9 protein-coding genes and 1 pseudogene are annotated in these 10,679 nt (G+C 73.7%); 4 read left to right on the top strand and 6 right to left on the bottom strand.

Going from position 1 to position 10,679, the window contains the following annotated elements; genetic code table 11:
• Positions 1-108: 108 nt before the first annotated feature.
• The 3 genes from AC1Q5D_RS17200 to AC1Q5D_RS17210 form a co-directional block, all read right to left on the bottom strand.
• Positions 109-963 carry a hypothetical protein gene (locus AC1Q5D_RS17200; RefSeq protein ID WP_481739679.1) on the bottom strand — a complete coding sequence of 285 codons (855 nt, stop codon included), beginning with the start codon at positions 961-963 and terminating at the stop codon, positions 109-111.
• Positions 956-1,504: an RNA polymerase sigma factor gene (locus tag AC1Q5D_RS17205; RefSeq protein ID WP_481739680.1), complete on the bottom strand. Its 549-nt coding sequence runs from the start codon at positions 1,502-1,504 to the stop codon at positions 956-958. The genes AC1Q5D_RS17200 and AC1Q5D_RS17205 overlap by 8 nt, the downstream gene beginning before the upstream one ends.
• Before the next feature lie 256 nt (positions 1,505-1,760).
• Entirely contained in the window at positions 1,761-2,546 is a 786-nt protein-coding gene (locus AC1Q5D_RS17210; protein WP_481739681.1) for a carbon-nitrogen hydrolase family protein, read from the bottom strand.
• Between the two features lie 105 nt (positions 2,547-2,651).
• Between AC1Q5D_RS17210 and AC1Q5D_RS17215 the strand changes: the two genes are divergently transcribed.
• On the top strand, positions 2,652-4,202 hold the full coding sequence (locus tag AC1Q5D_RS17215) for an FAD-dependent oxidoreductase (protein WP_481739682.1): 1,551 nt from the start codon (positions 2,652-2,654) through the stop codon (positions 4,200-4,202).
• Here the strand turns inward: AC1Q5D_RS17215 and AC1Q5D_RS17220 are convergent.
• Positions 4,199-5,488: an adenylosuccinate synthase gene (locus AC1Q5D_RS17220; protein WP_481739683.1), complete on the bottom strand. Its 1,290-nt coding sequence runs from the start codon at positions 5,486-5,488 to the stop codon at positions 4,199-4,201. The two genes, AC1Q5D_RS17215 and AC1Q5D_RS17220, sit on opposite strands and share 4 nt — an antisense overlap.
• A 225-nt stretch (positions 5,489-5,713) precedes the next feature.
• On the opposite strand from AC1Q5D_RS17220, the gene AC1Q5D_RS17225 reads away from it, so the two are divergent.
• Positions 5,714-6,553: a DUF72 domain-containing protein gene (locus tag AC1Q5D_RS17225; RefSeq protein WP_481739684.1), complete on the top strand. Its 840-nt coding sequence runs from the start codon at positions 5,714-5,716 to the stop codon at positions 6,551-6,553.
• A 54-nt stretch (positions 6,554-6,607) separates the two neighbouring features.
• On the opposite strand, the gene bioB is transcribed toward AC1Q5D_RS17225, so the two are convergent.
• Positions 6,608-7,882 (bottom strand): biotin synthase BioB, encoded by a 1,275-nt coding sequence (gene bioB, locus AC1Q5D_RS17230; protein WP_481739685.1) that lies wholly within the window; start codon positions 7,880-7,882, stop codon positions 6,608-6,610.
• Between the two features lie 140 nt (positions 7,883-8,022).
• Between bioB and AC1Q5D_RS17235 the strand changes: the two genes are divergently transcribed.
• Together AC1Q5D_RS17235 and AC1Q5D_RS17240 are read left to right on the top strand one after the other, a co-directional pair.
• Entirely contained in the window at positions 8,023-8,541 is a 519-nt protein-coding gene (locus AC1Q5D_RS17235; RefSeq protein WP_481739686.1) for a hypothetical protein, read from the top strand.
• A gap of 10 nt (positions 8,542-8,551) precedes the next feature.
• On the top strand, positions 8,552-9,127 hold the full coding sequence (locus AC1Q5D_RS17240; protein ID WP_481739687.1) for a TetR/AcrR family transcriptional regulator: 576 nt from the start codon (positions 8,552-8,554) through the stop codon (positions 9,125-9,127).
• Between the two features lie 16 nt (positions 9,128-9,143).
• On the opposite strand, the pseudogene AC1Q5D_RS17245 reads toward AC1Q5D_RS17240, so the two are convergent.
• Positions 9,144-10,386: pseudogene (locus AC1Q5D_RS17245) on the bottom strand (IS110 family RNA-guided transposase).
• Between the last annotated feature and the right edge of the window lie 293 nt (positions 10,387-10,679).

Here is a 10,679-nt window from a genome sequence, read left to right on the forward strand (position 1 = left end):
GGGGGGGGGAGGGAAGGGACAACGAACAAAAAAAGGGGGGAAGGGGGGGGGCAAAAAAAACCCCCCCCCCGCCGCTTGGCGCAGGGGGGTGGTGGCGTCGCGCGAGCCCTAGTCGCCGGGGACGAGGAGGCGCTTCACGGGGCCGGTGGCGTCCTCCGCCGGGACCCGGTCGGCCACGTCCGCGACGGTCCCCTGGAGGCGCCCGGTGGCTGGCTGGCCCGGCCCCTCGGACCGGTCCTGCCGCGCGTTGCCTCCGCCGGGCTTCCCGGCGTTCGAGTGCTGGCCGGATCCGGCCTTGTTCCGGGACGCCGGGCCCTGGCGGGCGCCGTCGCCCGGCGCGGCGGGCTTGCCTTGGCTGCTGTTGCCCTGCGGCGCGCGGCGGCCGGGGGCGTCGCCGCGCTCCGGCGCCGCCGTGCGGGGGCCCCGGCGGTTCCGGGCCTCGTCGGAGACGGAGCGTCCGGGGGCCTCGCTGGAGCGGCTGGAATGGCCCGTGGCCTTCTCCGCCGGCGCGGGTGCCGCCGACGCCGGGGTCCTCTCTGCGGCGCTGGATGCGGCGGGCGCCGGGGAGGAGGTGACGACGACGTCGGCCGGCCGGTGCGCGAACGACGAGGCGGCGACGACGACGTCCTGCGGCGTCTGGCCCTCACCGCGCTGGTTGGCGGCGGCGGCGACGCCGCCCGCGGCGGCCGCGGCGATGGCGAGCGCGACGAGCGTGCCGCCGGCCGCGGTACCGCGGCGGCGGCGGAACGGCAGGACGTTGGAATGGTTCCGGTGCGCGTCGGCGGGGCCGGACTCCGCACCGGAGAGCAGCGCGGCGAGGTCGCCGGACGGCGTGGGAGCGGGCGCGTCGCCGAGGCGCGCGAGCCCCGCCAGGGCGCCCTCGAGGCGCCGGTCGGGGCCGATCCCGGCCTCGTCCAGCAGACGGCGCGCTGCGGCGTCCCGGGAAAGCTCCTCGCTACCCATCGTCTCCGGCCTCCTCGAGCATCTTCTTCATGGCCAACAGGCCGCGTCGCTGCAGTTGCTTCACCGCGCCGGGGCTCTTGCCCATGACCTGCGCGGTCTCCTCGATGCCCAGTCCCGCGACGATCCGCAGGAGGACGCACTCCCTCTGGTCGGGGACCAGTCGGTCGAGGACGCCCTGGAGGGGTCCGGTGCCGAGCTGCTCCAGGACCGTGTCCTGCGCGGAGGTGGAAGTGCGGGGGTCCGCTTCGGGCTCGTACGCGTCGGTGTGGGGCGCGCGGGTCCGGGACCTCGTGGCGTCGACCATGCGGGCGTGGGCCACCGAGAAGGTGAATCTCCTGAGTCCGGCGGCGCCTCCCTCGACATCCTTCAGTTTGCTGAAGACCGTCAGGAACACGTCCTGTGTGGCGCCTTCCGGATCGTCGACGCCCTTGGCCCCCAGGTAGCCGTGGACCTTTCCGGCGAGGGAGAGGTAGACGGCGTTGAGGGCGGCGGGGGAACCCTGCCGCGCCTCGTGCAGCACCTCATCCGTCAGGACGGTCACGGCACTCCTTCGGAATCGTGGGAAGACGGGACACCACTAGTCTATGGCGCTCCGTCGGACCACGGTCCCCGGGTATGGAGAAGCCGGGTCGAGACTCGTTGGGGGGGAACCCTCGACCCGGCTTCTTCACTTCCGTAATCGCCAGGGGGTACGCGGGGGTTACGCGCGATCCGGATTTTTTTCGGGAAATTTTTTCCGTCCCGGATTCCGGGCCCCCGGGCAGCCCGGGAGGGGGACCCGGTCGCCGCCGTCGCCCCTAGATCCCGAGCCGCCGGTTGGCCAGCACCGGAAGGAACTCGCGCACCTCGTCGATGCGGCGGCGGGTGACATCGGCGGTGACGATCTCGCCGATCTCTTCGTCCAGGTACACGACCGGGATGCCGAGCGGGTCCAGGATCGCGGAATGGCCCACGGTGTTGGTCGAGCTGGTGCCCGCCGCGGCGACCCAGACCGTGTTCTCGACGGCGCGCGCCCGCAGCAGCGTCTCCCAGTGCTCGATCTTGTGGTCCCCCTTGAACCAGGCCGCGGCCACGAGCAGCACGTCGGCCCCGGCGACGGCCAGCCGCCGCGCGACCTCCGGGAAGCGGATGTCGTAGCAGGTCATGACGCCCACCTTCAGCCCGCCGAACTCGAACACCGGGACCGCGTCCGCGTCGCCGGCGGCGATCCGGTCCGACTCCCGGTAGGAGAAGGCGTCGTACAGGTGGATCTTGCGGTACGTGCCGGCGATCCGGCCGGTCGCGTCGACGGCGACGAGCGTGTTGTACGGCTGGGCCTGCCCGCTGGGCTCGTAACCGCCCGCGACGATGGCGAGCGAGTGGTCGCGCGCCGCGAACGAGACCTGCTGGACGAACAGGGACCAGTCCCGCTCGACCGCCGCGGCCAGGTCGCCCTCGACCTTGCGCACCGTGAACATGGTCTCCTCCGGCAGGACCAGCAGGCCCGCCCCCTCGTCCCGCGCCCGGGCGGCCAGCCGGCGCACCGTCTCGAGGTTCTCGTCCAGCCGCCCCGCGGGGGAGATCTGACCGACGCTGATCTTCATCGCTCCGCCACCTTCCGGTTGTGCTCCTCGTCCCACCCTACCCATCCGGCGCGCGGGCGCGGAGGGGCGTTTCCCGCGCGCGGGCGCGGGCGTAGCGTGGGCGCCATGGACACCGAATCCGCGGACGTGCTGGTTGTCGGCGCCGGCCCGACGGGACTGATGGCGGCGAACTGGCTGCAGCGACTGGGAGTGGACGCGCTCGTGGTGGACCCGAAGCCCGGGCCCACGCGGGAGTCCCGGGCCCTGGGCGTGCATTCGCGCTCGATGGAGGTGTACCGGCAATTGGGCCTGGCCGAGCGGGTGCTGGAGCGCTCGGTCCTGGCCGAGCGGATCAGCCCGGGCGTGGGCCGGCGGGCCCTCGGGTCCCTGCCGCTGGGGCGCATCGGCCGCGACGTGACGCCGTTCCCCGGCCTCCGGGTGTTCGAGCAGAGCGCCAACGAGGAGCTGCTCGCCCGGCGCCTGGCCGAAACCGGGCGTCCGGTGCGCTGGGGCACGGGGTTCGCGGGTCTGCGCGAGCGGGCGGACGGCGTGGAGGTCGACCTCGACGGGCCGGAGGGGCGGCGGACCGTGGCCGCGCGGTACGTGGTCGCGGCCGACGGCGCCTCCTCCCCCGTGCGCAAGGCGCTCGGGGTCGGGTTCGGGGGCGCGACGTACGGGCACGTGTTCTACGTCCTCGACGCCAACGGCGTGCGCGGCACCGGGCCCGGGATCACGCTGCGCCTCGCGGACCGGAACTTCATGCTCGGCTTCCCCATGGGCCCCGACGGGGCCGGGGGCGCGCGGGTGCGGCTGCTGGGGATCGTGCGCCGGCCCGCCTCGGCGGGGGACGACGGCGGCGCCGGCCCGGGCGCGGACGTCGCCGAGGGGGCGGCCCGCGCCGAGCTGCGGGACCGGTTCGGGGTCCTGTACACGGAGTCGGAGTGGTTCGCGACGTACCGGACGCACCACCGCGTGGCCGGCGAGTTCTCCCGGGGGAGGGTGTTCCTGGCCGGGGACGCGGCCCACGTGCACTCCCCCGTCGGCGCGCAGGGCATGAACACGGGGCTGCAGGACGCGCACAACCTGGCGTGCAAGCTGGCCGACGTGCTGGCCGGGCGGCGGCCCCCGGAGTACCTGGACCAGTACGCGGCGGAGCGGCGGCCCGTGGCCCTGCGGCTGGTGAAGACGACGGACCGGGTGTTCGCCGCCGTCACGGCGGAGGGGCCGCTGGCCCGCGCGTTCCGGACCCGGCTCGTGCCGCTGCTGTGGTCCGTGGCCCTGCCCCTGGTGCCGCGCTCCCCCGCCGGCGGGCGCTTCTTCGGGTACCTCTCGCAGGTGCGGATCCACTACTGGATCGGCGAGGAGTCCCGGCCGGACCGCTTCCGGGACCGGGTGCGGCGCCGCGACCCGCTCGTGGGGCGGCGCCTGCCGTGGGTCCCGGATGCCGGGGGCGACGGCGACGCCCCCGGGACCGACAACCACGCCGCCTGCGCGGACGCCGCCTGGCACGTGCAGGCGTACGGGCCCGCGGCCGCGGGGCCGGGCCGGGAGGAGGCCCGCCGGAGGAACCTGCCCCTGCGGACGTTCCGGCCGGCCCCGCGCCGGGGCCTGCCGGACGGGACGGTCGTCGTCGTCCGCCCCGACATGTACGTCGAGGCGGCGCCGCACCGGCCCTAGTCGTTGATGAGGTCGTACCGGACGATCGTCTGGTCGCGGTCCGGGCCGACGCCGATGGCGGAGAACCGGGTGCCGGACATCTTCTCCAGCGCCAGCACGTAGTTCCGGGCGTTCTCCGGCAGGTCCTCGAGGGTGCGCGCCCCGGTGATGTCCTCGGTCCAGCCGTCGAAGTACTCGAAGATCGGCTTCGCGTGGTGGAAGTCGGTCTGGGTCATGGGCATCTCGTCGTGGCGGACGCCGTCGACGTCGTAGGCCACGCACACCGGGATCCGCTCGATGCCGGTGAGCACGTCGAGCTTCGTGACGAAGTAGTCGGTGAAGCCGTTGACGCGGGAGGCGTGCCGGGCCAGGACGGCGTCGTACCAGCCGCAGCGGCGGGGGCGGCCGGTGTTCACGCCGAACTCCCCGCCGGTCTTCTGCAGGTGGATGCCCATTTCGTCGAAGAGCTCGGTCGGGAAGGGCCCGGCCCCGACGCGGGTCGTGTACGCCTTGATGATGCCGACGGAGCGCGTGATGCGCGTCGGGCCGATGCCGGAGCCCACGGACGCGCCGCCCGCCGTCGGGTTGGACGACGTCACGAACGGGTAGGTGCCGTGGTCCACGTCCAGGAAGGTCGCCTGCCCGCCCTCCATGAGCACGACCTTGTCCTGGTCGAGGGCGTCGTTGAGCAGGCGGGTGGAGTCCACGACCAGCGGGCGGAGGCGCTCGGCGTAGGAGAGGAAGTATTCGACGATCTCCTCGACCTCGACGGAGCGGCGGTTGTACACCTTGAGCAGGAGCTCGTTCTTTTGGCGCAGCGAGCCCTCCACCTTCTGGCGCAGGATGGACTCGTCGAAGACGTCCTGGACGCGGACGCCGAGGCGGCCGACCTTGTCCATGTAGGCCGGTCCGATGCCGCGGCCGGTGGTGCCGATGGCCCGCTTGCCCAGGAACCGCTCGGTCACCTTGTCCATGGTCTGGTGGTACGGGGCCACCAGGTGGGCGTTGGCGGAGACCCTCAGCTTGGAGGTGTCGGCGCCGCGGGCCTCGAGCCCGTCGATCTCGGCGAAGAGGGCCTCGAGGTTCACCACGCAGCCGTTGCCGATGACGGGGACGGCGTTCGGGGAAAGGATGCCGGCGGGAAGGAGCTTCAGCTCGTACTTCTCGCCGCCGACGACGACGGTGTGCCCGGCGTTGTTGCCGCCGTTGGGCTTGACCACGTAGTCGACGCGGCCGCCGAGCAGGTCGGTGGCCTTGCCCTTCCCCTCGTCGCCCCACTGGGCCCCGACGATCACGATTGCTGGCATGGGATCCTCCCCTTGCTGGTTCGGCGGCCGGCTGGCCGGCCGGGCCCCGGCGCTGCCGGGCACAAGAACGCCCCCGGCCTCGCCTGCCGATCCCCGCTCCAGGGGCGCAGCACGTAAGAGTCAGGGGCTCTTACCCCGCGAGTTTACCGAAGTGGGTCCCCTATCGCGACTTTTCCACAGCCCGCGGGCGTTGGATCCCGGGCGCCGCCGTCGTAGCGTTCCGTCATGACGCGAGCGCGGCCGCGAGCCAGGGTCGGCATCTCCGGGTGGACGTACCCGCCGTGGCGGGGCGTGTTCTATCCCCGCGGCCTGCCGCAGGCCCGCGAGCTCGAGTACGCCGCCGGGCACCTGGACACCATCGAGGTCAACGGCACCTTCTACTCCCTCCAGCGTCCCGGGACGTTCCGGTCGTGGAGGGAGCGGGTCCCGGACGGGTTCGTGTTCTCCGTGAAGGGCGGCCGCTACATCACCCACCTGCTGCGGCTGACGGACGTGCGGCAGGCCCTGGCCAACTTCTTCGCCTCCGGGGTCCTGGCCCTGGACGACGCGCTCGGGCCATTCCTGTGGCAGCTGCCCGCGACCCTGCCCTACGACCGGGACACGCTCGAGGCGTTCCTGCGCCTCCTGCCACACAGCGTCGGCTCCGCCCGGAGGCTCGCCGCCGAACGCGACGCGCGGATGGACGGCCGGACGTGGACCGGAGACACCCCCGACCGGCGGCTCAGGCACGCGCTGGAGGTCCGCCACCCCAGCTTCGACGCCCCCGCCGCCCGCGGGCAGCTGCGCCGGCACAACACGGCACTCGTCGCGGCCCACAGTTCCGGCACCTGGCCCGAGCCGCGGGAGCCGACGGCGGACTTCGCCTACGCCCGGCTCCACGGGCACGGCGAGCTGTACGCGGGCGGCTACCCGGGCGAAGCGCTCGACGAGTGGGCGGAGCGGGTGCGGGGTTGGCTCGGCGACGGGCTGGATGCCTTCGTGTACTTCGACAACGACGCCAAGGTGCGCTCCCCGTTCGACGCGCTGGCCCTTGCGGAGCGCCTGCGTTCCGCGCCGCCCGGATGATCGCCCTCGGCGCCCCGTCGCGGAATGCCCACGCCCTGGCGCCCGCCGCGGGGCTCAGGCGTTGGGCGCCGTAGCGGTGCCGGCCCCGCGGCGGCGGATCGCTGGCGTTCCCGCGGGCGGGCCGGCGGCCTCCGGCACGGACGCGCCGGTCACGTCGCCCGCCGGTGCGCCGGGGACGGCACCGGGCTCCCCGGCGGGAGCGGCCGTGCCGCAGCAACCGCCACCGGCGGTGCCGCAGTCCGCGGCGGCTCGGCCCGCGGTGGCCGCCGTCGCCGCGCTGGCGTCCCCGCCGCGTTCGCCCGCTCCGAGGACGCGGAAGCCGGCGTCGGCGATCAGGGCGAGGTCGTCCTCGGCGGCCTGCCCCTCGCTGGTGAGGTAGTCGCCGAGGAAGAGCGAGTTCGCGACCTCCAGGGCCGTGGCCTGCAGGCCACGCAGGTGCATCTCGCGCCCGCCGGCGAGCCGGAGTTCGGCGTCCGGGCAGGCCAGGCGGACGAGGGCAAGGATCCGCAGGCAGCGCAGCGGCGTCAGTTCCCACGTCCCGGCCAGGGGAGTCCCCTCGAAGGGCATGAGGAAGTTGACGGGGATGGAGTCGCTGCCGAGCTCGCGCAGGGCCAGGACGGCCTCGACGACCTGCTCGTCGGACTCCCCCAGGCCCACGATCAGTCCCGAGCACGGGGAGAGCCCGGCACCGCGGGCGGCCCGGACGGTCTCGACCCGGTCGGCGTAGGTGTGGCTGGAGCAGATGTCCCCGTACTTGGACTCGGCGGTGTTGAGGTTGTGGTTGTAGGCGCCGACGCCGGCCTCCCGGAGCCGGTCGGCCTGGCCGTCCTTGAGCAGGCCCAGGCAGGCGCAGACCTCGACCGCCGGGTGCTCGCCCTTGATCCGGTCGACCATGGTGGCGACGCGGTCCACGTCGCGGTCAGTGGGGCCGCGCCCGCTGGCGACGAGGCAGACCCGCGACGCGCCGCCGCGGATGCCCAGCTCCGCCTGCTCGGCCGCCTCGTCGGGCTTGAGCCACGTGTACTTGAGGATCTCGGCCGCGGACCCGAGCCGCTGGGAGCAGTACGTGCAGTCCTCGGGGCAGAGACCCGACTTCAGGTTGACGAGGTAGTTCACCTTGACGGTGTCGGCGAAGTGGCGGCGGCGGACCCGGCCGGCCTCCAAGACCAGGCGCAGCGTGTCGGCGTCGGCGGTCGCGAGGACGGCCAGGCCCTCGGCGGCGTCGAGCCGGTGGCCGGCAAGAACCGCGTCGGCGAGCGCGGCGGAGTTGGCGGGCGCCGGGGCGCCGGCGGACGGCGGGGCGGTGGTCTCGGGTGCGGCCTGGGCCATGGGACGCCTTTCGGACGGGCCGCAGGGCCGGAAGGTCCTGAACGGCGTTCAAGTGATGCTGGCATCGACCCTACACGAATCATTGAACACCGTTCACGACGACCTCGGGGCGTGCGCCGCCCGGGTGCGACACTGGGTCCATGCCCGACGCAGCCCCGACCCGCCCGCTCCGGCCCGTACTCGTGGTCGATGCCGCGAACGTGGTCGGCTCCCGCCCCGACGGCTGGTGGCGGGACCGCCCGGGCGCCGCCCGCAGGCTGCTGGCCCGGCTGCGGACCGCCCTCGACGCCGGATTGCCGGGCAGCCTCTTCGGTGCGGGCGCCGAAACCGTCTGGCCGCGAATGACCGTCGTACTCGAGGGGGCGGCGAAGGCGGCCGCCCCTCCCGGTCCTTGGCAGGGGCCCGGACGCGGGACGGCGGCGGCGGACACCGCGGCGCTCGACGTGGTGCACGCGAGGGCGTCCGGCGACGATGCGATCGTGGATCTCGTCCGGTCGCTCCGGGCCGCGGACCCCGACGCGCCGCTCACGGTCGTCACGTGCGACCACGCACTACGGGCCCGCGTCGCGGCGCTGGGGGCCGCCCCGGTCGGCGCCGGAACGCTGCTGCGCCTCCTCGCCCGGCCCACCGGCCCGGCGGCCGGGGGCGGCACACCCTAGACTGGCAGCCATGGCGTTGACTCGGGAGCAGGTGGTGGGCACCGCCGTCGGCATCCTGACCCGCTTCGGCCTGGGAGACCTCTCGATGCGGCGGCTGGCCCGCGAGCTGGACGTCCAGGTCGGCGCCCTCTACTGGCACGTGAAGAACAAGCAGGAGCTGCTGGTCGGCGTGGCCGCGCACCTGCTCGGCGGGCTCGAGGTCGCCGGCGCGCCCGCGGAACCCGCCCGGGCGCGGGCCGCCGTCGCCGAACTCGCCACCGGGCTGCGCGGGGCCCTGGTGCCCGTTCCGGACAGCGCCGAGGTCGTCCAGGTCGCCCAGACGATGCAGCCCGCCGCCCTGGTCCCCCTGACGCGCCTGCGCGACCTTCTCGAGGCCGCCGGCGTCGCCCCCGACCGCTCGGCATGGGCGCAGCACCTGCTGGTGAACCACATCCTGGGCTCCGTCGCGGCACAGCAGGAGGCCAACCGCCTCGCGGCGGTCGACCCCGAGGCCGGGGGCGCGCCACTCGGCAGCGACGCGTTCGCGTGGGGCCTCGGCGTCGTCCTCGACGGCCTGCTCGGCCCGCGCCCCGGCGCCACGGCCTAGTACGAAAGTAGGTGGGTCATGCTGCGACGGTGGGGCTGAGGGTGACGTTGTAGCCGAGGGCCTTCAGGTGCCTGATCGCGTTGTTCTTGGCCCTGGCGGGATCCATCCTGGTGAGGGAGTCCCGATCCGGGGTCTTGGTAGCACTCGCCTTGGGCGAGCATGTGCCAGGCGGCCTCGAGGATGGCGTGCTCGGTCGCGACGAGGGCCTTGGTCCGGCCGCGGCGGGCGGCGATCCGCTTGTAGCGGGCGCCGAGGTAGGTGTTTTTGGGGTGTCGGGCGATCGAGAGCGCGGCGGTGCCGAGGGCGCCCTTGAGGTAGCGGTTCCCGGGCCGGGTCTTGCTGGACTTGACCCGTCCGGCGGATTCGTTGTGGCCTGGGACGAGCCCGGCCCAGGAGCAGAGCCGGCCCGGGGTCTGGAAGCGGCTCATGTCGGCCCCGGTTTCCGCGACGACGGTGTCGGCGACGGTGGTGGAGACCCCGGGGATGGTGGCGAGGAAGTCCCTCGCGGCGCGAAAGGGGGACATCGCCTCCTCGATGCGGGCGGTGAGCTGGTCGATCCATTCCGTCATCGAATCGATCCGCTCCAGGTGCATCCGGCAGATGAACGCGTGGTGGTCCGTGAAGCGGCCGGTGAGGGCCTCGACGAGTTCGGGGAGCCGCCGGCGAAGGGTGCCCCGGGCCAGGTCCGCCAGGACCTGCGGGTCGCGTTCGCCGGCGACGAGCGCCTCGAGCATCGCGCGGGCCGAGACCCCGGTCAGCTCCGAGGCGGTCGAGGAGAGCTTGATTCCGGTGGACTCGAGGAACTTCTCCAGCCTGTGGATCTCCCGGGTGCGGTCCTGGGTCGCCAGCGTCCGTGCCCGGGTCAGGTCCCGCAGCTGCCGGACCGGCTCGGGCGGGACGAAGCAGGCGCGCAGCAGCCCGTGCGCGCCGAGCTGGGCCAGCCATGCGGCGTCGGAGACATCCGTTTTGCGGCCCGGGATGTTCCGGGCGGCCTTGGCGTTGACCAGCATCACCGGCAGCACGTCCTCGAAGAGGTAGTAGAAGGGCTTCCAGTAGTCGCTGGTCGCCTCCATCACCACCGTCGTGACCCGCTCGGCCAGCAGCATCTCGCGCAGGGCCAGGATCTCGTTCGTGGTCGCTCCCCAGGTGGTGACTGTGGTGGTGAAGGTCCCGGGCCGTTTGCCCGGGGCGCGGATGGCGACCTTCGCGTCGCGCTTGGAGATGTCGATCCCCGCGGACCTCTCGTGGATCAAATCCATGATGGCGAACCTCCCCTGACAGCAGTGGTCTTCGGTTGTGCGCCTGCCGTGGAGAGGGCTGTTGGGATTCAGGAATCTAGTACTCGTGCTCGAGGCAACAATCCACGGTGCCCGTGGGGGCCCTCCGCGCCACGCTAGCCCACGGGCCAAACCGATGCACCAAGGACGGACCGGCGTCACCGCGGCAGACACCACCATCATCGGTCCCAAACCGGCCCCGGCGATACGCCACGGGCGAGCCGAACCGGAACTTTCGACCGCCACGGCGCGCAGCGGCGCTGGCTCGCTAGCCC

This window comes from Arthrobacter paludis (genome assembly GCF_056782315.1).

Bases quoted from the DNA above. Each gene is read 5' to 3' on its own strand.
- AC1Q5D_RS17215 (WP_481739682.1), top strand. From the start codon at position 2,652: ATGGACACCGAATCCGCGGACGTGCTGGTTGTCGGCGCCGGCCCGACG.
- AC1Q5D_RS17235 (WP_481739686.1), top strand. From the start codon at position 8,023: ATGCCCGACGCAGCCCCGACCCGCCCGCTCCGGCCCGTACTCGTGGTC.
- AC1Q5D_RS17200 (WP_481739679.1), bottom strand. From the start codon at position 963: ATGGGTAGCGAGGAGCTTTCCCGGGACGCCGCAGCGCGCCGTCTGCTG.
- AC1Q5D_RS17225 (WP_481739684.1), top strand. From the start codon at position 5,714: ATGACGCGAGCGCGGCCGCGAGCCAGGGTCGGCATCTCCGGGTGGACG.
- AC1Q5D_RS17220 (WP_481739683.1), bottom strand. From the start codon at position 5,488: ATGCCAGCAATCGTGATCGTCGGGGCCCAGTGGGGCGACGAGGGGAAG.
- AC1Q5D_RS17210 (WP_481739681.1), bottom strand. From the start codon at position 2,546: ATGAAGATCAGCGTCGGTCAGATCTCCCCCGCGGGGCGGCTGGACGAG.
- AC1Q5D_RS17240 (WP_481739687.1), top strand. From the start codon at position 8,552: ATGGCGTTGACTCGGGAGCAGGTGGTGGGCACCGCCGTCGGCATCCTG.
- bioB (WP_481739685.1), bottom strand. From the start codon at position 7,882: ATGGCCCAGGCCGCACCCGAGACCACCGCCCCGCCGTCCGCCGGCGCC.